At 41.9% G+C, this 24,680-nt stretch carries 20 protein-coding genes; 1 reads left to right on the top strand and 19 read right to left on the bottom strand.

All coding sequences use genetic code 11. The annotated features are described in order from the left end of the window. Positions 1-11 precede the first annotated feature (11 nt). The 4 genes from B2O97_RS12235 to B2O97_RS12220 all read right to left on the bottom strand — a co-directional run bounded on the left by B2O97_RS12235 (position 12) and on the right by B2O97_RS12220 (position 7,608). Positions 12-1,019, bottom strand: coding sequence for a hypothetical protein (locus tag B2O97_RS12235; protein ID WP_286709842.1), 1,008 nt, complete (start codon positions 1,017-1,019; stop codon positions 12-14). Further along, entirely contained in the window at positions 952-2,793 is a 1,842-nt protein-coding gene (locus B2O97_RS12230; protein ID WP_286709841.1) for a sugar-binding domain-containing protein, read from the bottom strand. The genes B2O97_RS12235 and B2O97_RS12230 overlap by 68 nt, the downstream gene beginning before the upstream one ends. Before the next feature lie 6 nt (positions 2,794-2,799). Continuing rightward, the gene (locus B2O97_RS12225; RefSeq protein WP_286709840.1) at positions 2,800-6,168 is read right to left on the bottom strand and encodes a tetratricopeptide repeat protein; all 3,369 of its coding nucleotides are present in this window, start codon (positions 6,166-6,168) and stop codon (positions 2,800-2,802) included. 63 nt (positions 6,169-6,231) lie between these two features. Continuing rightward, complete coding sequence (locus B2O97_RS12220; protein WP_070561001.1) at positions 6,232-7,608, bottom strand: sugar porter family MFS transporter; 1,377 nt, start codon at positions 7,606-7,608, stop codon at positions 6,232-6,234. A gap of 129 nt (positions 7,609-7,737) precedes the next feature. On the opposite strand from B2O97_RS12220, the gene B2O97_RS12215 reads away from it, so the two are divergent. Next, positions 7,738-8,631, top strand: coding sequence for an AraC family transcriptional regulator (locus tag B2O97_RS12215; protein ID WP_070560999.1), 894 nt, complete (start codon positions 7,738-7,740; stop codon positions 8,629-8,631). Positions 8,632-8,796: 165 nt separating this feature from the next. Here the strand turns inward: B2O97_RS12215 and B2O97_RS12210 are convergent, their stop codons facing one another. The 15 genes from B2O97_RS12210 to B2O97_RS12140 all read right to left on the bottom strand — a co-directional run bounded on the left by B2O97_RS12210 (position 8,797) and on the right by B2O97_RS12140 (position 24,667). Further along, positions 8,797-9,576 (bottom strand): enoyl-CoA hydratase/isomerase family protein, encoded by a 780-nt coding sequence (locus B2O97_RS12210; RefSeq protein WP_286767464.1) that lies wholly within the window; start codon positions 9,574-9,576, stop codon positions 8,797-8,799. Between the two features lie 5 nt (positions 9,577-9,581). Next, a complete protein-coding gene (locus tag B2O97_RS12205; protein WP_286767463.1) occupies positions 9,582-12,056 on the bottom strand; it encodes a DUF5686 family protein in 2,475 nt (824 codons plus the stop codon). Positions 12,057-12,248: 192 nt separating this feature from the next. Next, positions 12,249-13,625 carry an NADH-quinone oxidoreductase subunit N gene (locus tag B2O97_RS12200; RefSeq protein ID WP_201639981.1) on the bottom strand — a complete coding sequence of 459 codons (1,377 nt, stop codon included), beginning with the start codon at positions 13,623-13,625 and terminating at the stop codon, positions 12,249-12,251. Positions 13,626-13,642: 17 nt separating this feature from the next. Continuing rightward, positions 13,643-15,085, bottom strand: a complete 1,443-nt coding sequence (locus B2O97_RS12195; protein ID WP_286767462.1) for a complex I subunit 4 family protein — start codon at positions 15,083-15,085, stop codon at positions 13,643-13,645. 14 nt (positions 15,086-15,099) lie between these two features. Next, positions 15,100-17,022 (bottom strand): NADH-quinone oxidoreductase subunit L, encoded by a 1,923-nt coding sequence (gene nuoL, locus B2O97_RS12190; RefSeq protein ID WP_115046333.1) that lies wholly within the window; start codon positions 17,020-17,022, stop codon positions 15,100-15,102. 18 nt (positions 17,023-17,040) lie between these two features. Next, on the bottom strand, positions 17,041-17,370 hold the full coding sequence (gene nuoK / locus B2O97_RS12185) for an NADH-quinone oxidoreductase subunit NuoK (RefSeq protein ID WP_046673084.1): 330 nt from the start codon (positions 17,368-17,370) through the stop codon (positions 17,041-17,043). Next, positions 17,370-17,867, bottom strand: a complete 498-nt coding sequence (locus B2O97_RS12180; protein WP_070560985.1) for an NADH-quinone oxidoreductase subunit J — start codon at positions 17,865-17,867, stop codon at positions 17,370-17,372. Before B2O97_RS12180 ends, nuoK begins: the two co-directional genes overlap by 1 nt. 11 nt (positions 17,868-17,878) lie before the next feature. Next, positions 17,879-18,388, bottom strand: a complete 510-nt coding sequence (locus B2O97_RS12175) for a NuoI/complex I 23 kDa subunit family protein (protein ID WP_070560982.1) — start codon at positions 18,386-18,388, stop codon at positions 17,879-17,881. A gap of 13 nt (positions 18,389-18,401) precedes the next feature. Continuing rightward, complete coding sequence (gene nuoH, locus B2O97_RS12170; RefSeq protein WP_070560980.1) at positions 18,402-19,442, bottom strand: NADH-quinone oxidoreductase subunit NuoH; 1,041 nt, start codon at positions 19,440-19,442, stop codon at positions 18,402-18,404. Positions 19,443-19,450: 8 nt separating this feature from the next. After that, positions 19,451-20,470: a 2Fe-2S iron-sulfur cluster-binding protein gene (locus B2O97_RS12165; protein WP_070560978.1), complete on the bottom strand. Its 1,020-nt coding sequence runs from the start codon at positions 20,468-20,470 to the stop codon at positions 19,451-19,453. 30 nt (positions 20,471-20,500) lie between these two features. After that, positions 20,501-21,856 (bottom strand): NADH-quinone oxidoreductase subunit NuoF, encoded by a 1,356-nt coding sequence (gene nuoF / locus B2O97_RS12160; protein ID WP_286767461.1) that lies wholly within the window; start codon positions 21,854-21,856, stop codon positions 20,501-20,503. 1 nt (position 21,857) lies between these two features. Beyond that, positions 21,858-22,379, bottom strand: coding sequence for a complex I 24 kDa subunit family protein (gene nuoE, locus B2O97_RS12155; protein WP_112375107.1), 522 nt, complete (start codon positions 22,377-22,379; stop codon positions 21,858-21,860). After that, positions 22,372-23,607: an NADH-quinone oxidoreductase subunit D gene (locus B2O97_RS12150; RefSeq protein WP_286767460.1), complete on the bottom strand. Its 1,236-nt coding sequence runs from the start codon at positions 23,605-23,607 to the stop codon at positions 22,372-22,374. Before B2O97_RS12150 ends, nuoE begins: the two co-directional genes overlap by 8 nt. A gap of 10 nt (positions 23,608-23,617) precedes the next feature. Then, positions 23,618-24,115, bottom strand: a complete 498-nt coding sequence (locus B2O97_RS12145) for an NADH-quinone oxidoreductase subunit C (RefSeq protein ID WP_070560971.1) — start codon at positions 24,113-24,115, stop codon at positions 23,618-23,620. Then, a complete protein-coding gene (locus B2O97_RS12140; protein ID WP_070560969.1) occupies positions 24,116-24,667 on the bottom strand; it encodes an NADH-quinone oxidoreductase subunit B in 552 nt (183 codons plus the stop codon). Positions 24,668-24,680 lie beyond the last annotated feature (13 nt).

Genomic DNA, 24,680 nt, shown 5'->3' with positions numbered 1-24,680 from the left:
CGATCTTATCGTTAATAGATCGCTTTAGGTTCGGATTTTTCCTGTGCTTCTTTGTAGCGTAATACCTGCGATAGTATAGCTGGATTTTCGATCACTTTAGGCCTAAACTTTGTACTGTTCATATACGTTAAGATAGAGCTCAACAGCTGTCTTGCCACGGGTCTGTTGGCTAGATCTGTCTCCAGATCAAACGAAGTAATCATCAGTTTGCCCGCCCCGACTGTCCCTTCAAAAAGAGAGGCTAATCTCCTATTATTAGCAAAGTTATCAATGAGCTCTACAATTGCATTCCCGCCTTTGATCTCATCCGTAATTAGCGTAGTCGATTTAATTTGGAGATCCCACCATTGCCAGTCTGTGTGATTATCTGTTGGGAAATCGGCAAATACAGGGTGTTTAGGGTCACAAAGCAATCCCATGGTACCGGCCTGTTTTGGAAAATGTACGGGGCTCCAAAAAACAGGAACGAACTTCCCTTCAATACCGTTTATTTTCTTCCAATCGGGATTTAAAAGCACCTTTTTCCCATCTTTCAGCAAGCGCATCGCTTCCGCCAGATCGCGCGTATAACTCACGTCCCCAAAATCAACAGCGAGCTGTTGAGGGTATACCCAAATATTCCAATGATTTTCATAGGATGTACCTTCCAGTTTAAGTTGAATCGTCAATTTCTTCGCCTGTCCAATTGCTTGTAATGGCACTTCTAAATGCCCCACATGCCCTTGATGTCCCTTTCCAATGGTCGACTGGAAATGTCCTTGTTCGATTATTTTCCCCCCATCCTTCAGGAACCAGCTAATCCCCTGATTCTTCAAAACCTCTTGGCCGTAATTACTCACATCGATAGAAGCTTCGAACGTTTCATTGTTGGTATATACAGCTTTCGCAAACTGGAGCAAAGGCACTACTGGAGCGCTAAATTGTCGAAATTCTGCCGCAGGAAGTATATCTTTACTGTCCCAAAAAGCATCTATTAAGCCTACCAGCGCCGTTCCCTGACCAGGGAAATTGAAGATCAAGGAGCTGATACCCGCTGATACCAGGTGTCTTCAACGCTCTTTCCATCTCCTCCTTATATAGAATAGCAGCCAATTTTCCTGAAGACATCGTATATGCTTTGGCCTTATGTAATAATCCCTTTTGTTTCAGATCTTCTGCTACAGAAATGAAGTTTAGCGGTTTTAAAACACCTTTATATTTTTTGATTTCGGCGAGATTTGGATAGACAGCATATTGTCCAATTTCATGCGTCACGACCGGAATCGAAATTCCTTCCAAAGAATTGCTGTAATTTTTATTGAATGTGGGTGCTTCGCTATTAAATACACCTTGTCCCCGTACCCAGCCCTTAGCTGTCCACTGGGTAATCAGATAATCATCATAAGGTTCTTCCTTCACACCATGCCCTTGCTGGAATGTAAAAGAAGTTGCCGTATAAAGATGCCGTCTGTCTTTCTGCTTTAGGTGTTTTACCAAAGTATTCAGCGCATTGAAATCACCACTCAACTCATTACCCATACTCCAAAAACAAAAGGACGGATGATTTCCGTAAGTCTGCATTATTCGATCGGCCTCTTCATAGAGAAAACTCATCACTCCTTCATCTTTACCAATATTATTCTCCCAGATTGGCAACTCAATTTGAAGATAGAATCCCAATTCGTCGGCAACAGCAAAGGCCGCCTCCGGAGGACACCATGAATGAAACCGGAGATGATTTAGTCCCCATTCGCGCGCTGTCAGAAAGACTTTCCGCCAACCGGCCTTATCCATTGGCGGATGTCCCGTTAACGGGAAAATACTGCATTCCAATGTTCCTCTCAAAAATAAAGGCTCACCATTGACTTTTAGGATTGTCCCATCAGTAGAAAGCTCACGCATACCTATTGAGGTACACAACGTTGATACGGCATCTGCAGCTTCCAATTCCAGACCGATGTCATACAAATGCGGCGAAAATTCGCTCCAAAGTTTCAGTTTGTCGCCAAGAAGGTAGCTTAGGTTGATCGTTGAATCCCCTGGCGAGAGCTGAATAGTTTTTTCAACCGGTGGTAGGGAACCCCTATTGTCTTTTACCGCTATTTTCAGTTTACCGACAATGCCTTTTGCTAGTTTATTACGGAGATTGATCTGCAGATTGATTTCCTTATTCGCTAGTTTAGGGCTAGCGTACACCGACTTCAGACGCACCGCATCATAGGCCTGAATAGCAATCTTTCCAAGAATACCATTCCAGATAATTTGGGTGTGATCGGTATAAGCATGCGCCATATCATCAACGCTGATTGGAAGCTTCTTTCTGTTATCTACGCGGATTGTCAACCGATGTTTCTTCCCAGTTTTCAGAAGTGAGCTTAGGTCAAACTCATGCGGACTGACAAGGCTACGTTGCTTTTGTACCACTGCTACCCCGTCGATCCAAACCATGGACTCCCAAAGAACACGCTCGAGGGTTAAGATCATCTCCTTACCAGCCCAACCTGCCGGAATTGAAAGTTCCCGCGTATACCATGCTGCCCCAACATAACGATGTGCTCGCGTTAAATGCGAAAGCTGAGGTTTGGCAAGAGCAGGTGTCAACGTATTTAAGGTTCCTAAACCCGCATCATCTGTTGTTCCTGGTAATTTGATCGATGTTTCGAACGATTTACCAGCCCAGCCCTGCTCGATACCGACATCTTCGGGATCAAGCCGAACTTTCCACTCACCTGCAAGGTCAAGCCGATTTAGTCCATCTGCCGAGACCATGTAACTTTGAAATAGAATGACGAATACTATGATATAGCGATACATACGAAATTAATTCTTTAAAGAAGTTTCACCTAAGAAAGAATGCATGATAGCCTGGCTCCCCTGGTGATTGGGATCCAACTGCCGAACTTGTGCAAAATAATCCATTGCCAGAGCACGATCCCCATTCCCCAAATACCCCAATCCCATGACATACAGACAATGTATTTTATTCTTATCATCCAGATTTTCCTCCCAAATATCCATATCAGGTAAGGAAACTGCAAAATAATCTATTTTAAAGGGCTTGTCAATAAATAACTTTCCATGATCTATTAAACATTGAAAACGTTGCTCAGCTCGCCCTGGATCACCAAGCTCATGCCAGGCTAAACCTTGATAGAATATCTTATCTGGTTGTGGATCATTATAGAAAAGGGCTTGCTGGGGTTCATCAGCACCTTCTGTTGCTTTATAGAAATAAACCTTAGCTTCTTCTTCCCGACCCAATAAACGATAGACAAGCCCTTTATAATAGTGAATGTCGTTTTGCTCCATGGTAATCAGCTTACCTTCACCAAGATTATGTGGATAATAATCAATTGCCTCTAGCAAGGAAAGCGCCTGCTGCGGTTCATTTTGCAATATCGATTTTTTGGCCAATTCCAGCTGACATATCGTGTATTGACGAGAGACCTTACCTTCTCCTCCTTCCCAGGGCTTAAACTGCCGGGAAGCAAGCAACGTTTTCGCGCGCTCGTATTCGCCCAACAGATTAAACAGGGTGATCCGCTCCAAGAATAGATCATCTCTAAGCGTCACCAAATTTGGATATCGATCGAGTAACGCCAACCTCTCTTTATAAGGACGGCCCTCCTTTTTGTAAAGCTGATGAAGCTCCATGAGTAAACGTGCATCAGTTTCATCCAATGAAAATGCCTGCTCCAATAAAGTCACGGCTTCCTTCTTCTTACCTATCCGATTATAATAAGCTAAAGCCAAATTGCGAAAAACGGTAGGAAACTCTCCATCCAATTGGATCGCATGCTCCCAACAGTCTGCCGCATCCTGATGCTGTCTTTTTCCATACCAAAGATTGCCCAAATAATACGAGGCTTTTGCGTCAGCACTATTTAAACCGATGGCATGTCGGAGAATTGCAATCTCTTCCAAACGATTTGGAAAACAATAGGTAGGATCCATAGTCATGGCCTGATCACAGTAACTCTTTGCCCTGTCGCGCAAGCCTAACTGGGTCGCAAAATAACCTAGTGTATAATATACCATAGGGTATACTAAGCTTACGTCTTCAATGGTTTTTTCCAGCAGTAACGATGCTTCTTCATACAGACCGGCATGCGCAAAATCCAATGCGTACTCCATCACACTATGAATATTTACACGCGCTAAATCGAGAATAGGAGAAAAAATGGATTCTTCTTTATTTAACAGGTACCATTCGAATCGACAGCCCATATTAAAGGGATCCAATTCCATTGATTCCTGAATAAATGCTAAAGCGGCATCTTTTACCCCAAGTTTTCTTAAAATAGAGGCCTTCAGCTGTCGTCCTTTGTGGTGATACCAGTTTCGGCTCAATGAGTGATCTATTTTTTCCAAAGCAGCTTTCCAATCGCCTCTCTTTGCATCAATTTGTGCCAAACCAAAATAGCCAGAGTCCTTCCAGGCTGCATTCCATGTTGCTTTGTAGAAAGCTGAATAAGCTCCATTCAAATCCCCAGATAGTTGCAGAGCTACACCTAGGTTGTAATAAGGTTCTCCATCATAAGGATTGGGATTACGCTCCGTAGCGCGTGCGATAGCGGTCTCAAAATAAGGAATAGACTCCTTTATCTTACCGCTTCGCAACAAGAAAACACCCATTGCATTATTACATCGGATATCGTTCGGTTCACGTCGCAGCGCTTCCTTATAATAATCCAATGGATTATAAGTTGCATGTCGGTACTGTTCCAAATGCTGTCCCGTCAAAAACAATTCTTCGATAGAACGAATATCTTCGGGTAGCAATGCTGCCTGTGCTGGTTTGGGTATGTCTTTAGCATCCTTTGCCTCCTCTTGCTGGTAGAACAATATTTCATGGTTATTTTTATCGTACACAGTCAATAGGAGTTCGGTTGGATCACTGTCCAATCCAGCAACACTTTGGGTATAAATATTCCGAGGAGAACAGTCCGTTTGTTCGTCCAAATAGATTTTACCTGCCGTATTGCGTAACAAAATACGTATACCTTCATACGTCCCCGTTGTATATAAGACAATGCGAGCGGTCTGCTCCCTAACCTCCATATTGAGCACCACACCTTTTGTTGCATTTTTCACCTGTCCGACTTCTGCGTAAGGCATAAAATACTGAGACCAGGATTTCACTTCATAAGGTTGTAACCAAGCAAAATCAGGCTGATTATCGGTATATACACCGGCCATCAATTCAATGTACGGTCCATTTTCATCGGTCAAATTTCTATCCCAGGCGACACCAAAATCACCATTTCCCCAGGTCCACTGTTTTTTCCCGGGTGAAATGTGATGATCGGCCACATGCAACATCCCCGCATTGGTCTCACCGGCCTCATAGCCGCCAACGAAATTGTATTTCGATTGAATGGCCATATAGGATGTCGGAACAGGAATATTCTTGTATTGTGCTATATCAACACCAGCTGAGTAGTCGTACTTGTAGTAGGTCCCCGTAGCAATCGGAAAAGAGGAAACCTCTCGCTTTCCATGATCAAAAACGGCATTGACATCGGGAGGGAAGACGGAAAAATAGTCATCATTCACAACAACAGCCGGATTGGCCCACCACAGAAAGGTTTGTGGCAATGCTGTCCGATTATATACCTGAACCTTAATTTCTAGATATGCTTTATCGGGATGCAAAGTAAATCCCTGCATGGCCTTCATCCGAAACATACGTTCGATTTCGTTGCACCAAACCGTAATGCTTCCGTCGCTATTGTGTTCGATTAAATGCTCTGTTGGCATAAAAGTAGTCGGTCGATGATGCTGTGGCCAATTAAATTCAATCCCTCCCGAAATCCAAGGGCCAGTAAGCCCTACCAGAGCCGGCTTGATCACTTCGTTATAGTATACAAAATGCCGTTCTCTGACTTTATCATAAGCCATATGAACCCGCCCACCTAAGGCTGGAAGAATCATTACCTTAATATATTCATTTTCAAGAAATAGCGCCTGATAGATCTTGTTTCGCTTCTGATCGCTAATTTTCTCTATGATTGGATAGGGATATACTACCCCTGAGCTACCTTGATATACGCGTTTTTCTGCAAATATGGGATTCTTCTCCATCGTTCCAATCTCGTATGTTGGAATAGCAACTTGCTCCTCCCATGCTTTTACGATCCCTTTTTGATCCACTGTTGATTTTATGAGGTAACGAGTCAATTCTGTCATTTTCTTAATACGCTAATAGGTTTATATAGGTCGAGTTGATTCAGTTGATTATCCGGGTGCCAATTATCCTTCCAGTTCTTGTTCAATTTCTTCTAAGCTTTTTCCTTTGGTCTCTTTCAATCGGCTCCATAGAAACAGACAACCGATAAAACAGACTCCACCATACAGCCAGAATGTACCAGCTGCTCCCAGGTTTTGATTCAGTAAAGGAAACGTATAGGTGAGCACAAAACATGCAATCCATAATAACGATGTTGCAATCGCCATGGCCTGCGCCCTTACAGCGGTAGGGAATATTTCGGCGATAATTACCCAAGTTACAGGAGCCAAGGTCATCGCATATACCGCAATTCCGGCCAGTACAAGGAGAAGCACAAAAATGCCGCTGCAATTGAAATAATAACATGCTCCTAAGGCAATATAAATCACAAAAAGGCCTGCTGATCCGAAAAGCATCAATGCGCGACGACCAATTCGATCAACCAGATACATGCCAATGAATGTAAAAATGACATTGATCACGCCAGTGATAATAATATTGAAAAGCATCCCCGAAACCGTATATCCAGCAGCTGTAAAGATTTCCTGGGCATAATTAAAAATAACATTAATCCCACACCACTGCTGAAAAACCGCAATAAAACTCCCTAGCAGTAGCAACCGCAGCAGTTTCCCCTGAAATAAATTTCTCTTTCGGGATTTAGCCTGACTTAGTTCAGCCGCCTCGGCAATAGAACGTATATTTTCTGCTGCATACTCCTCTCCACCCATGCGTAAAAACACACGTTTTGCCTGTTCGTGCTTCCCTTTTGTATATAACCAGCGCGGACTTTCAGGAATCAGGAAAAGTAGCAATAAAAAAATGACTGCCGGGATCGCTCCTGCCCAAAACATCCATCTCCACCCCTCTTGCGCATTCCAGGTTTCTAGCATAGATTCTCCGGCTAAAACCGGCTTTGCAATGAGCCAATTGACCACTTGTGCTGCAAGGATGCCCAGTACAATGGTCAACTGATTGATCGATACAAATTTCCCTCGACTTTCTGCAGGGGCGATCTCAGCAATATACATCGGTGCCAAATTGGAGGCTACACCAATACCTATCCCGCCCAAAATCCGATAGATAATAAAAGTATCCAGTTCGGACGCCATACCGGTTCCCACTGCAGACATTATAAATAAAATTGCAGCAGTATAAATCAGCGGTTTTCTGCCATAGCGATCGGCCAATCCCCCCGAGAGTAGTACACCAACGAAGCTTCCCACAATCGCCGAAGACATGGCCCACCCCTGCAAGGCAGGATCGGACTCCAAATGAAAATAAGCCTCGTAAAATGGCTTTGCACCACCAATAACTACCCAATCATACCCAAATAGAAATCCACCGATAGCAGCCACAAAAGTGATCAATAGCAGATAGGTCGTCGCAGTCTTTTGCATAAGAGTTTACATATTTAGATTTACTTAGGTAAAATTAATGGAATACTTGGGGAGAATCATGTAAGTGAACACGATAAACATGTAAAATATTACTATTTTTATACGAATAACCAAAAATAAGCTCGATCTATGAAACAAAACCAAGATGTCATCGCTGAAGGATTCAAAGGAGAAAAGGCGATTGTCCTTCCCTATGCCGTATGCAATTACCTGACAGGCAACAACATCACATCAAAATTACACATCACACATATCGGCTATTATCCCAATGCTAAAAAACACTACCGTGATCGTCAAGAAGGATGTAAGGAATATATTCTGATTTATTGCGAAGATGGAAGCGGTTGGATAAAACAGGATGAAACAACGCACAACCTTAAAAGAAACGATATATACATTATCCCGAGAGATAGCGCTCATTGCTATGGAGCAAAATCAAATGACCCCTGGAGCATCTATTGGATTCATTTCGACGGCACAGATGCAGTTCTTTTTCAACATATCATGGGCGAAGTGATTCATATAGATGACGCGGATTCAAACAAACATGCCAACCGCATCCAGCTCTTCGAGAGCATCTACAAAAACCTGGAAATGGGGTATAGTCCAGAAAATTTGGAGTATACGAGTTTTTGCTTTCAATATTTTTTAGCGTCCATTCAATATCAGGCTCAGTTTAGAGAAGGTAACCGAATTCAAGTAGATAATATCATACAGGACATCATTATATTTATGAAAGACAATCTGGAAAACAATATCAACTTGGATGATATTTCAGCACATTTCAACTATTCCAAGTCACATCTTATTAACTTGTTCAAGCAGAAAACATCTTACCCACCCATGGTGTATTACAATCAACTCCGTATGCAAAGGGCTTGCTCCTATCTGCAATTTACCCTACTTAAGATTAAAGAAATCGCATTCAAACTCCATTTTTATGACCCCTTTCATTTTTCAAAAGCGTTTACACGGGAAATGAAAATGTCGCCACAGGAATATCGCAAAAAATATCAAAAATAATGTCGGTTAAAGCTTTCTGATTCAGATTCATGAGCCATCTTAACCAATGCCGCAAAACGATTGGCGCTCAATCCGAACCTCCTTTCTTGGTCTTATTTTACCTCTTCATCGATACTCAAACCTGACAATACACGGCAATATAGCATTTAGCGAAGTGCTGCGGTATTATTCAAAATTGGGTATCCTTTTCGCTAAAAATGCGGAAACACCTTCTTTGAAATCTTCTGTTCCGAACAGATGTCCGAAAGCATCCATTTCCACCTTACTCCCGTTTTGTTGTTTATCTTCAGCAGCGTTAATAGCAGTAATAGCATTTGCCACTGCAACGCGAGAGCGCGTAAATATCTTATGGAGTATTTCCTCCGCACGGGCAATTAGTTTATCCTGTGCGATCACCTCATTGACCAATCCTAGTTCATAGGCTCGCTGCGCGTCAATCATATCACCCGTTAAAATCATTTGCATAGCCTGTCCTTTTCCGATCAACTTGGGTAAACGCTGCGTACCACCATAACCCGGAATCAGTCCCAAAGAAACCTCCGGCAGTCCCATTTTTGCATTGTCAGACGCTATACGAATATGGCAGGCTAAAGCCATCTCCATCCCTCCGCCTAAAGCATACCCATTTATTGCAGCAATAACTGGCTTCGGAGAACCTTCAATAAGGTCCGAAAAAATAATATGTCCTCGTTCACTGAGCCACCGTGCTTGAATTACAGATAAATCCATAAATTCCTTAATGTCTGCCCCTGCAGCGAATGCTTTAAGCCCAGCGCCTGTCAGGATAATACCTCTTACGTGGTCATCGGCATTGAAATGCATGAAGATATCTTGCAATTCGTCAAGGGTTTCCTGATTCAACGCATTCAGCTGGGGTTCGCGATTAATGATAACATAGCCGATGCTATCTTTAATCACATAATTTAAATTTGAATATTGGACCATAATTGCTAAAAATTAAAATGTAAGGATGCTGTAAAGGTATCAGAAGGTATGCCTTCACCACCACTATAGCTTAATCTCTTTTTATACTCTAATCTAATCAATTTAAAGATATTATCCACCCCCACTAGCCCTTCTACATACGGTTTGTTACGCACTGCTTTTGTTTGGATAATACCATTTTTGTCCGCTTCAAACTGAATATTTTCGGGCGTTACAAAGGGGTTGTTGGCATCGCTTAACTTTCCATAAAAAGCCTTAAATCCCGTCACTTCACGCCATTTTAACCGCCTGAACAACGGAATTCTATTGAAAAAGAAACCATTCCAGTTGTGGTAATAGGTCAGTTTCAAAAACTGGTCTGAAACAAATTCCGAGGTAGCCATCAAGTCAAAATTCACCAACGGTCCCTGCTTATCTCTATTGACATCAGGGAGTTCCAGTAAGGTATAAGGCAGATGTTTCCCCCAAATTCTTCCTCCTGAAAACTCAAAATCCGCCTGCCCCGCTGGGGATAAAAATAGTCGTTTGAAAATGCTAAAGCGTAATGCATCATAACTATAGTCTGCGCCCCAAAATCCTTTCAGTCCTTTATTATATTGCAGGGTAAAAATGGGATATTTGTTTTCTACGGTTCCTCTGTCGAGATTATGATAAGTAAATTCTTCATTCGGAGCCCAACGTAAAATCAGCTGTAGGTCATTTGTATTGACTTGTCGGACAGTATCAGGTAAAGGTAGGCTATTAATATAAAACAAGTCAGCGCGCGGTTGTCTGCGGGTATGCGTAAACGCCGTTCCTACGCTAACATGGTTCCCAAATTCGATCAGATGATCGATACGATAGATATCATTAAATTGCCATTTATTAGGCCTGTTTTTCCCAAAAGAACGGAAGAAACCATCCCCTTTTAAAAAACCCAAACCTCGCCCCGGTTCCATGACGTCATGCTGTACTGTAAAGCGTAAATAATTTGCCGGAAACTGAACAATACGTTCTCCATTTAAAGTAAATGCCGTACTCAGGTAGTACTTTAGCTCTTTGTCCTTATCGCCATAGGCTGTGTATCCTTCAATGTAGGCTTTTTCCGAAAATAAACGCGTCGTCCGACCACTCAGGCGCACACGATTCCCCTCGTAATTATTGCGGCTATAAAGATATTCCAGTGGACCAAATTCAACTTTCCCGGCATTATAATATCCCTTTGCTAACAAATAACCCAATGCGACCAACTGATTAAAAGAACGCATATTCTGTACCGAATCAACCTTTTGATAGGCTCCTAATTCAGCATGGCTTAACGGAGTTGGTCTAACCCCTACAATGGGCACCTGCGGTGCGGACTGGAGGAGATACCTCTTTTCAACTGGTACACCAACAAAATTCTCATTCGAAATAGAATCTGTGCGATGTCCCAAGTATTGGGTTTCCCTGCGTCCATACAATACATCTGACTTGCTCCCACCAAATAACATTTTTAGATCTGCACGAACAGGGAGCATGCTACCATTTTTAAATTCACTATAGCTAAGATCTATTTGCACGTCATTGATCCAATTGATATTTGCAGAACGTCCGATATTCAAAGTCGCGCGATGAACAGCATACCTTGTATCATCTGAGATCAGAAGATCACCGTAGAAGAGCAGATCAATAGCCGATTTACCTTGAAAATGGAGCTCAATATAATCCTTGCCTTCGATCTTGACCGTATCTTGAATTTTGTACCTATAAAACGCTGTAGCACCTGCAGCAATTGGGCTCAAGACTCCTTTGTTTGTGATCTGAATTGTATTATCATAGAGATCAACATCACGGAGTATCGTTTGAAACCGCGTCTGCCAATTGTCATTGTTAAAAAAGCGTGGATTTAATTCGGTCTGGTTGTGGCTGATGACAATCTTCTTACTACGATCTGGATTATGGGATGAATAGACATTTGCATAGTTTTCTTCCAAATAAAAGGGTGCAATGGTTTGCCCCCGAAAAGCGGTAGAATCTATATTTTCAAAGAGGAATCGGAATGGTTTCGGAAATTTCTTCGCTTTATCTTCAGGATTGACAAAACCAAACTGCGTCTTTTCATACTCATCAAAACGAATTTCAGGTATGCGGGTGTAATGATTTTGTGGTCGATGTGCAATAACCTGTTCAATCAGTGCTATAGCAGGATCTTTGGTTTTTTTGTTTTTTCGATTGACCACGACCTCCTCTAATGTGTTATTTGAGGCAATTAAGTGCACGGTCAGCATTGAATCCTGTAAACGACGAACATCCACCGTACGCCGCTCATACCCCACCGCTCCAAAGACAAGCTGTCTGTATTTCTTGATATCCAGAATCTTAAAAAACCCAAGGGTATCGCTGCTACCACCGCTATCTCCATCAAGCCAGTTAATTGAAACCCTTGAAATACCCTTGCCTGTTTGTGCATCAATGACCTTTCCACGAATAAAGTCCTGTGCAATTACTTTTCCACCCATACAGAAGAATAGTAACACACTTAAAACACGAATCGAAAAAGATTTAACACACACTTTAAACGCCATCTGCAATTTGATAGGATTTCTTTTTTACAATATACAATTTGTATGCAAGAGTTATACCAATAAAAATAAAAAAAGCACAGCGAAATCGCCATGCTCTAATAAACAACAAGTATTTTAACAGAAACTTTATATTAATTTTAAAAGGCAGTCTGGATATACCCCAATTAAGATTGTAAGCGCTACGGCAAGGAATAATACAAATGAATAATTCCACTGTACATTGACACAGGATTCGTCACTGTCTCTAAAGTACATCGCAACAACAACTTTCAAGTAGTAATACACGGCAATTCCTGCATTGATTACAGCCAATACAAGCAAAACAATATGATAATTTTCCATAACAGAAGAAAACATCATAAACTTACCGATAAATCCAGCTGTCAGTGGTATACCCGCAAGAGAAAGCATTGCTATCGTGATGGCAAATGCGAGCAAAGGATTTCTCTTGCCCAAGCCATTGAAAGCTTCAAAATGTTCAGAACCGGTCGTTTTCTTGACTAGGATCAATCCTGTAAAAGCAACAATGGTGGCTAGAGAGTAGGCAAGGCCATAAGCAAAGATACTATTAGCCGAGGTAGCCCCAACTGCTACAATCGCAAATAACATATACCCGGCATGCGAAACGCTCGAATAAGCAAGCATACGTTTGAAGGAAGACTGCATTAATGCAGAAATATTTCCAACAAATAAGGTGAGAATGGCGATCACTAAGAAAACCGGCGTCCAAAAATCTTGTAAAGGCAATAGACTATAACTGAATAAACGTAACAATCCAGCAAAAGAAGCAACTTTAACCACGGTGCTCATATAACTCGTAATCAATATCGGAGCCCCATCATAAACATCTGGTGTCCAAAAATGAAAGGGAACAGCGCCCACTTTGAACGTCAGTCCTACAATGAGAAGCAATATACCCCCATAAAACAACGGTGAAATTGCCTGCGGGTTATTGACAACATAGTCTTTGATTTCACTTAAATCAAATGATCCTGTGGCACCGTACAAAAGGGCAATACCAAACAATAGAAAGCCCGTAGAGAAAGCCCCCATCAAAAAGTACTTCAATGCAGCTTCATTTGATGCTTTGTCTCTTTTACGTATACCCACCAAAATGTAAAGCGCTACAGACATAATTTCAATACCTAAAAAAAGCATTGAAAAATTATGATAACTATTCACAAGAACAGCACCTGTGAGGGAGAAAATTAATAAGGAATAATATTCCGCAATTTGTCCCTCCTCATCAAAATATCCCTTTGAGATAACAAAAATGCACAAGGTAACTGCGATACATAAGATTGAGAAGGCAATAGCAAAATGATCAAAATGAACCATCCCACTATAGAGCGGTCCACTGGTCGAAGTCCAATCATTCCATAAAAAACCAATAGCGACCAAGAAGCCAAGAATAGAAACAGGCAGTAGCATAGATTTCATCTTGAATAAACCAAGATAAAGGACGACTAATGCTAATATCGAAAGTGTAATTATTGCACCCATACAATTAAATATATCTATTATCTGCCTAAAAATGTACTTAAAACTTCCACGGAACCTGCAGAAAGGTTCAATAGGAAATTAGGGAATATACCAATATAAAGGATCAAGACGGAGACGACTGTCAATACAATAAGTTCCGTTCCTTTTACATCTTCAAATTGTACAGTTTTTTCGGTCGTTTCCCCCAACATCGTTCCTTGGTAAAGCCTAAGGATATAAACTGCGCCCAGAATTAAGGTTAAACCCGCGAAAACAGCAAACCAAAATCCATACTGAAAAACGCCTTTCAATAATAAAAACTCACCAATGAATCCATTCGTTAATGGTAAACCCACTGCCCCCATACAAATAATCATAAAGAAGATGGCCAAACGAGGCGCCTTGCTTGCTATTCCGCCAAGCGCTGTGAGACTACGCGTCTGTGTGCGCTGCTGTATAATATCCAACACATAAAAAAGCCCGATCACAGAAATACCGTGATTTAACATTTGAATAGTTGCTCCACTCAGGCCATTCGTATTCCATGTGAAGACACCGGCACTAATTAAGCCAACGTGGGCTATTGACGAATACGCGATCAATCGCTTCACATCGTCCTGTTTAATTGCGATAATGGAAGCATAAACGATCCCAATAACGCATAAGATCATTGCAAAATGCCCATACAGCGCAACACCAGTTGGTGCGATAGGCAATAGCCAACGCATTAAACCGTAAACCCCCATTTTGAGCATGATACCTGCCAACAACATCGTGCCCGCTGCAGGTGCGTTTGTATACGTATTGGGTTGCCAAGTATGAAAAGGAAAAATTGGTATTTTGATGGCGAAAGCGACAAAAAATGCCCAAAATAACCACCGCTGCGTATTTTCTCCCAAATCTAAGGCAATAAATGAGGTCCATTCAAAATCACGGTTGGGCACTTGTTGATAGAGATAAAGAATACCGATCAACATCAAAAGGCTACCCAAAAAAGTATAAATAAAAAATTTCAAATTTACGCGAATACGATCTCCTTCACCCCAAAGCGCGCAAATAAAATAAATCGGTATCAAGGCAATCTCCCAACCCACATAAAAAGTAAAAGCATCCAGGGCCATAAATACGAGCAATAAGCCCGCTTGCATAAAAGCCATTAATGCATAAAAGTTTCCTTTATACTCCTTCTTAAAGGTAGTAGCAATGATTAAAGGCATCAATCCATTTGTCAATAAGATCAACGGCAAGCTAATTCCATCAACGCCGATATGAAAATGAATATGCAACGAAGAAATCCATAGCCAATTTTGTTCAAATTGCATTCCGCCATTTGCGTCGAAAGTACAGAGGAACGGAATAGTCAAAGCCAAAGACAGTAATGATAAAATCAAGGCAATAGACTTTGCAGCATTGGTCTTTAAGAACGTTAGAATCAATGCGCTTATTAACGGCAATAAAATAAGTAAAAACAAGTTATCCATCGATTACACCAAAATTAAAGACTCAACAATCCATAGATGAAAATGGCAATCACCCCAATTACCATCATCAATAAATAAAAACCAACATTACCATTCTGGAGCAAACGCAATACCTTTCCCGTATCAAATGTTGCCTTACCGGCCCCATTAACAACACCGTCAATACCACGTTGATCCACGACATTTCCGAAGAAAGCCGAGAGCCAATTGATGGGACGTACAATGATGCTATCATAGAGCTCATCCACGTAAAACTTATGGTAAGAAAGATTGCGCAAGAAACCACGCGTACCTTCGCCCTCTTCCTGTAGCTGTTGTCGTTTAACGTATTTATGAAAAGCCAAAGCAACCATAATCAATACTCCAACAACAGAAATGCCCATGAGTAAATATTCCGTACTATGTTCCAAATGATGAGTTGCAGGCATTATCGCTTTTCCCTCTGAAAACACTGGCGTCAGGAAATCCTCAAGCCAATGGTTACCACCCAAAACAGCTGGTAAATTGATCACTCCTCCGATCACAGAAAGTATAGCCAATACAATGAGTGGCACTGTCATACTCTTTGGAGATTCATGCAAATGATGCTTTTGCTCTTCCGTACCACGGAATGTTCCAGAAAAGGTCATAAACAACATCCTGAACATATAGAAAGCCGTCATTAATGCACCAATAAAACCTAAACCCCATAAAACTGGACTCGCAGCAAATGCCCCTGCCAATATTTCGTCTTTGGAAAAGAAGCCGGAGAAGGGTGGAATTCCTGCAATCGCGATTGTCCCCATCAACATCGTCAGATAAGTAATAGGCATTGCTTTCTTCAAGCCTCCCATTTTTCGCATATCCTGTTCTTCACTCATACCGTGTATAACAGATCCCGCCCCCAGGAATAGTAAGGCTTTGAAAAAGGCATGCGTCAATACATGGAAAAACGCTCCCGTAAATGCTCCGACACCAAGGCCAAGAAACATATAGCCCAATTGTGAAACGGTGGAATAAGCCAATACTTTCTTAATATCATTTTGTGTCAATGCTATTGCAGCAGCCAATAGGGCTGTACAAATAGCGATCACAGAAATGAGCTGCAAGGTAAACGGTGAAAGGATAAACAGTACATTGGAACGTGCAATCATATAGATACCGGCCGTAACCATCGTTGCCGCATGAATCAGGGCCGACACGGGGGTTGGGCCAGCCATGGCATCTGGCAACCAGGTAAATAAAGGTATCTGCGCCGATTTACCTGTTGCAGCAATAAACAACAAAATGGTAATGCTAACGACTGTGATATCACCAACAGCAAAATTCTTGGCCGCAGGAAATACAGTTGAAAATTCTAAGGATCCAAAAGTTCCAAGGATTAAAAATACCGCAAGTAGAAAACCTAAATCACCTATTCTATTCATCACAAATGCTTTTTTTGCCGCATTCGCATACGAACTATTCTTATACCAAAAGCCGATCAATAAATAAGAACATAGCCCTACACCTTCCCAGCCGATGAACATGACCAGGTAATTGGATCCCAATACCAATAGCAACATAAAAAAGATAAAGAGATTCAAATAGGCGAAGAACTTACCAAATCCATGATCATGATGCATATAACCAATCGAATAGACATGGATAAGGAAACCAATCCCTGTAACGATCAGGAGCATGATGGCACTTAGTGGGTCTACCAAAAAGGACAGACCGATCTTGAGATTGCCCACCGCAATCCAGTCAAATACATGTTGTTCTATAATACCTGCTTGTCCAGCTTGCCTCGCTTGGTAGACTTCGGAGAAAAGAATACAGCTGCATACAAAAGAAATAAGCACTACAGCGCTGCCAACAGCACCTATCATACCTTTGGAGAAGGCATTCCTACCCAATCCGTTCACAATAAACCCGATTAAGGGCAAAAGGGGAATCAACCAAACTAATTCACTCATCGTATTTATTTCTAAGTTCTACCAACGAAGTTTATTTAAGGAATCGATATCCACAGACTTCGTATTCCGATATACCATAATAATAATCGCTAGGCCTACGGCAACTTCTGCCGCTGCCAATGCCATGATAAAGAAGACGAAGACCTGTCCTGACGAATCGCCATGCTGCACTGAAAAAGCAGCTAAAAGAAGATTCACCGCATTCAGCATCAATTCAATAGACATCATAATAATAATGACGTTACGGCGAATAAGAACACCGATAACACCAATAACGAAAATAATCGCACAAAAAATCAGATAATGATTTATTGGCACCCCCTGCAACTGTTGAACAACTGTTTCCATTAGATTTGTTTAGGTTCTTTCTTAGCTAATAATATTGCTCCAATCATTGCTGTCAATAACAATAATGATGATAACTCAAAAGGAAGCAAAAATTCGTTAAACAACACCTTACCCAGATTCTTAACCAACCCTATTTCCGGATTAACAACAGTTAAGGGATTAGAAATGTCAAATACGCGGTATACACCGAAGAAAGTCACCAATAGGCAACAACCGGCGATAGCACCCATAAACTTAACCAGATTGGATTTCATGGGTTCGGTATCCTTGTTCAGGTTGAGCAGCATCAGTACAAATAAAAACAACACCATGATGGCTCCCATATATACGATGAAATTCACCACAGCCAAAAACTGTGCATTCAAAAGAATATAATGTATTGTAAACGTAAAAAACGTAATGACCAGATACAGTACACTGTGTACAGGATTTTTTGTAAAAATGGTCAGCAGCGCAAAGAAAATAGACAAGAAGGCTACAAAATAAAATACTGTCATAATTTCCTGGTTTAGCTCTTTAATTTGGTAATATCAAAAGTTGGTTCTACCAATTTATCTTTTCCATAGATAAAATCCTTACGTAGGTAATCTGCTGTCACATGCGGTCCATCCAGATAAATCGCTTCTTTAGGACAGGCCTCTTCACATAGACCACAGAAAATACAACGCAACATATTGATTTCATATACCGACGCATACTTTTCCTCGCGATAAAGATTCTCTTCACCTTTTTTCCGCTCGGCGGCAGTCATTGTAATCGCCTCTGCCGGGCAGGACAAAGCACATAATCCACAGGCTGTACAGCGCTCACGCCCTTCCTCATCACGTTTGAGCGAGTGCTGCCCCCTGAAGTTTTTCGAATAAGGTCTTATTTCCTCCGGATATTTAATGGTTGGAATTTTCTTAAAAAAATGCCTTAATGTAATGCGCAAACCTTTGATAATAGCCGGAAAGTATATTCTTTCCGAAAATGTCATCGGTTTTTGTTCAATTACTTTTTTACGATTGGTTAGTTGCATAAAAAGTCCTTTCTTATGAGAAATAAGTATCTTTAATCAATGTAAATACACCTGTGAGTACAATATTGGCAATTGCCAATGGAATCAGCATCTTCCAGCCCAGATTCATCAATTGATCGTAGCGGAAACGTGGTAAAGTCCAACGCACCCACATAAAGAAAAAGATAAACAGCAATATTTTAATGAAGAATACCACTACCCCGATGATCGTGATCATATTGGCCGACAATCCCAGATCATTCATAAAGGGGAAATTATAACCGCCAAAATAAAGTGATGCCATCAATGCAGAGGAAACGAACATGTTAATATATTCGGAAAACATATAGAGTCCCAATTTCATGGAGGAGTACTCCGTATGGTAACCACCGACAAGCTCTGTCTCACATTCCGGTAAATCGAAAGGAACCCGATTACATTCGGCAAAAGCACAGACCATAAAAATGATAAACCCTAGCGGCTGCGCCCAGATATTCCAATTGACAAAACCCGACTGCTGCGCAACGATTTCCTTTAAGGAGAGACTTTGTGTCACCATCAATAAAGCAATAATTGACAATCCCATGGCGATCTCATAACTGATGCTCTGCGACGCAGCGCGAATAGCACCCATAAGTGAGAATTTATTATTGGAAGCCCAGCCGCCCAACATAATACCATATACACCTAATGCGATCACACCAAACATATACAATATCCCAACATTAACATCGGCCACCTGCAAGGAAACGACCCGTCCCCCAATTTGCAATTCCTGTCCCCAAGGGATAACCGCCGAGCTAATACAGGCCGTAATAATGGCAATAGTAGGCCCTAAGATAAAAAGTACCTTGTGTGCCCCTGCAGGGATAATTTCCTCCTTAAAGAAGAATTTACCACCGTCACAAAGCGGTTGCAAGATACCAAAGAGACCAGCCCGGTCAGGACCATATCGATCCTGCATAAAACCTGCAATTTTACGCTCAGCAAGTGTCGAATACATCGCAATCACCAGGGTGACAACAAAAATAACAGACACCAGTATTAATTTTTCTATGACAAAAGACCACTCCATGTTTGTGATTATTTCAATTTTTCCGTTCTAGCTAACTGTTCCCGATTTTGTTCCTGCAATATTGGATTTTCTTTAATGACTTTTGGCGGATTAAATAACTCGTAGTGATTGGCAGAAATAACAGAATGTGGATCTATTTCTGTTGGTTCCTCCAAAATCCAATCGCTTGTTTTTTTCTGATCAAAGCGGCAGGTATTACAGATAAATTCTTCCACTTCACCAAACTCATCCTTTCGAGCAGTTACCCGAATGACTTCTTCTCCCTTATACCATAAGGTTACTTTACCTGAACATGTCGGACAATCGCGATGTGCATCGACAGGCTTTGTAAACCATACCCTGTTCTTGAAACGGAAGGTTTTATCCGTCAAAGCTCCCACAGGACAAACATCAATAACATTTCCGGAGAAATCATTGTTGATGACATTCTCAATATAAGTCGATATTTCGGCGTGATCTCCTCTTCCTAGGATACCATGTACACGTTGGTCGGTCAACTGATTGGCGACATAAACACAACGGTAACATAGGATACAACGGTTCATATGCAATTGGATCTTATCGCCCAGATCAATTCGTTCGAAGGTACGACGATCGAATTCGTAGCGTGTATTAGCGCTGCCGTGTTCATACCCAAGATCCTGCAATTTACATTCACCAGCCTGATCGCAGATTGGACAATCCAAGGGATGATTGATCAATAAGATTTCAACAACACCTTTTCTTGCTTCCACCACCTCTGGCGAAGTAATATTTTGTACTTCCATACCGTCCATCACCGTCGTACGACAAGAAGCCACCAATTTTGGCATCGGCCTCGGATCTTTTTCAGATCCCTTGGAGACTTTGACCAAACAGGTACGGCATTTACCGCCACTTCCCTCCAGTTTGGAGTAGTAACACATTGCCGGAGGGACTATATCTCCACCGATCTTTCTCGCTGCATTTAATATGCTTGTCCCAGGAGCAACCTCTACCGGTATACCATCGATGGTGACCTTAAACTTTACATCTTCCGCTTCTGCCATGATATAATTAATTTATCGTTACAGCTTCTATTATGATACTATTGGTTGTAAAGGATTAGCATAATGTGCCAGTCCATAATTCCGTGTTTGTGACTCTTCCGGATGAAGAATATGCCATTCAAATTCATCCCTAAAATGTCTTATTGCTGCTGCCACAGGCCATGCTGCCGCATCCCCTAATGGACAAATTGTATTCCCTTCAATTTTTCGCTGCACATCCCACAGCAAATCAATGTCTGACATCGAGCCGTGACCGCTCTCGATCTTATGCAGCACCTTCTCCATCCAACCCGTTCCTTCACGACAAGGCGAACACTGCCCACAGCTTTCATGATGATAAAAACGTGCAAAATTCCAGGTATTACGCACCACGCACTGATCCTCATCAAATACGATGAAACCACCCGACCCGAGCATTGTCCCTGTTTGGAAACCACCATCCGCCAATGACTCATAAGTCATCAACCGGCTATTTCCTGCCGCAGTTTTCAAGATCAAGTTAGCGGGTAGGATTGGAACCGAAGAGCCTCCAGCTACGACAGCTTTCATTCGTTTCCCATTGGCAATACCACCACAATATTCATCCGAGTAAATAAACTCTTCCACAGGCAGACCGAGTTCGATCTCATAGACCCCTGGTTTTACAATATTTCCGCTAGCGGAAATTAATTTTGTCCCGGTACTACGCTCCACGCCGATTTTAGCATATTCTTCACCGCCCAAATTGATAATGGGCACTGTGGTCGCAATAGACTCCACATTATTCACCACTGTCGGGCAGTTATATAAACCTGCTATCGCTGGAAAAGGCGGTTTAATACGCGGATTACCCCGTTTACCTTCTAAAGATTCTAATAAAGCTGTTTCCTCACCACAGATATACGCTCCACCTCCCGGCTGAACATAAATCTCCAGATCATAGCCCGAGCCTAAAATATTTTTACCCAAAAAACCTTTTTCCTTGGCTTCAGCAATGGCCCGCTCCAGAATTCTGATTTGCGGCATCATCTCTCCACGCACATAGATATACGATGTATGAGCTCCTAAGGCGAAGCTGGATACAATCATTCCCTCAATGAGCGCATGTGGGATGTGCGTCATCAAATAACGGTCTTTGAATGTTCCTGGTTCAGACTCGTCGGCATTACAGACCAAATAGCGTGGCACCCCTTCAGGTTTAGCCAAAAAGGACCATTTCATGCCCGTAGGAAAACCAGCTCCCCCACGTCCACGTAATCCAGACTTCTTAACCTCTTCAACAACATCCTCAGGAGACATTGTCTTTACTACTTTTTCAACAGCAACATAACCACCTTTTTGTCGATAGACCTCAAAGGTATTGATGCCAGGAACATCGATATGAGTCAACAAAAGTTTACGTGCCATATTATTCTGTTTTAGCTTTTAAATTATCAATCAATTCGTCGACTTTATCTTCTGTCAGATTCTCATAGAATGTATATTCAGGGCCGATCTGTAAGACTGGTCCAAAACCACAGGCGGCCAAACATTCTACACCCCGCCAAGAGAAAAGCCCGTCAGCGGTGACCTGACCTTCCTTTACGCCGAGCTTTTGCTCTAAATGCCCCATGATACGCTCTGCACCGACCAAACAACAAGGTCCGGTACGACAAATCTCCAGTACATATTTTCCTTTAGGTTGCAACAGGAACATGGTATAGAAGGTTGCCACCTCATACACCTCAATAGGCAATATATTCAGGTAAACAGCAACCTTATCCATCGCATCTGCGCTTACCCAGCCATATTCCGCCTGAACCAGATGTAAAATGGGCAATAAGCCTGATTTTTGCTTTCCTTCGGGGTAACGACTTACCACTTCTCCAAACTTGGCTAACAATTCTGGAGAAAAGTTTACGTTTTCATTATGTTGTTTTACACTAAGCATCTAATTCTCCGGCTATAACGTTAAGACTACTCATATTTATAATGGCATCTGAAATCAGCATTCCTGCACTCATTGGCGCGAACATTTGATAATTGACAAAAGAAGGTCTTCTAAAGTGAAGACGATAAGGTGACCGTCCACCGTCATGAATCAGATAAAAACCAAGTTCACCATTTGCCCCTTCGACCGCATGATAGACTTCGGCTTTCGGTGTGTCCACCTCACCCATGACGATTTTAAAATGGTAGATTAAAGCTTCCATATTGGTATACACCTGCTCTTTCGGTGGTAAATAGAAATCAGGCACCTCTGCATGGAAGACACCTTTAGGCTCTTTCTCAATTTTCGCTAATGCCTGCTCTATAATGCGAAGTGATTGCCACATTTCGGCATTTCGAACCACGAAACGGTCATATACATCGCCGGTCGTGCCAACAGGTACGTCGAAATCAAATTCTTCATATGAGCAATAAGGATTCTGTACCCGCACATCGTAATCTACACCTGTCGCCCGTAAAATAGGGCCAGACCAGCTATAATCCAGTGCATCTTCTGCTGTTACAGCAGCAACGCCTGAAGTCCGCTCAATAAAAATACGGTTACGAACAAACAACTCTTCAAACTCTTGCAATACCGGCGGATAGCGTTTTAGAAATTCACGTATTTTCTCAAAGGCTATAGCATTGAAATCACGTTCGAAGCCTCCAATACGACCAATGTTCGTTGTCAGGCGAGCGCCACAGATTTCTTCAAAGATTTCGTAGATAAATTCACGCTCCTGCATCACATACAAAAAGCCCGAAAAAGCCCCCGTATCTACCCCCAAAATACCATTACAAATAATATGATCTGCAATACGGGCAAGCTCCATGACGATAACACGCATATACTGCACCCGCTTAGGAATCTCGATCTTGAGTAGTTTTTCAACGGTCATATGCCAGCCCATATTATTGATTGGAGACGAGCAATAATTTAGACGATCGGTCAAAGGCGTAATTTGATAAAAAGGCCGATGTTCAGCAATTTTCTCAAATGCACGGTGAATATAGCCAATCGTGGAAACTCCGCTAACAATCCGTTCACCATCGATTTGCACGACATTCTGAAATACACCGTGCGTAGCCGGATGTGTGGGACCAATATTTAGGGTAATCAACTCATCCTGTGGATCATTATCATCAAAGACAGGCTGATTAGCTGTTATCTTGCTTATAAATTCGCTCATATCGTATAAATTAACGGCCGAAATACAAATCTTTCTTATCTACGCGATTTGGATCCTCTAAAGGATATTCCTTACGCATTGGAAACACCTCCATATCATCTACATTCAAAATTCTTCTCAAATCGGGATGTCCTATAAAATTGACACCAAAAAAATCGAAGGTTTCACGTTCCATCCAATTTGCACCTCTCCAAACGACTGTTGCCGTTGGAATCTCAGGATTTGGTCCATGCAAAAAGACCTTCACGCGGATTCGGATATTATGAACGAGACTTTGAATATGGTAAACTACAGCAAACTCCTTTTCTAAATGTGGATAATGTACCGCCGTAATATCCGTGAGATGAATAAACTGCAATTCGTTATTCGATTTTAAGAAACGAAGTACATCAATCACATCTTCCATATCAACAACAATGGTCAATAGACTGTGTGCATCTTGAATTTCGTTAATCTTTCCCGGAAAATTTCCTTGGAGCTTATCCAATAAAAAACTGTTTTCCATCATCTATTTATTTGTATGTATTCCGTACTTCTCAAGCAGCGCTTTGTATTCGGGCGTATTTCTCCGGTTCAATGATTCATTTTTTACAATATCCTGCAGACGCAATACACCATCCAAAATTGCTTCCGGGCGGGGAGGACAACCAGGCACGTACACATCAACCGGTATGATTTCGTCTATTCCTTGTAGAACAGAATACGTATCGAAAATACCACCACTCGATGCGCAAGCTCCTACAGCGATTACCCAGCGCGGCTCGGCCATCTGTATATATACTTGTCTTAATACAGGCGCCATTTTTTTAGCGATTGTCCCCATCACCAAAAGCATATCTGCCTGACGGGGCGAGAAACTAGGACGTTCAGCGCCAAATCTGGCCAAATCGTAAGTAGAGCCCATCGTTGCCATAAACTCGATACCACAGCAGGATGTGGCGAACGGCAAAGGCCATAAAGAGTTGGCTCGGGCCAAGCCAATGGCTTTATCCAAACTTGTCGCAAAAAAACCTGCGCCTTCTACTCCCGGAGGAGCTTCTGCCAATTTTATATCACTCATGAAAAGTCGATTT

It is taken from the genome of Sphingobacterium sp. UBA865, assembly GCF_002295765.1.
GTDB lineage: Bacteria > Bacteroidota > Bacteroidia > Sphingobacteriales > Sphingobacteriaceae > Sphingobacterium > Sphingobacterium multivorum.
The sequence above is the reverse complement of the archived record's forward strand: the minus strand, read 5'-3'. Positions and strand labels throughout refer to the sequence as shown.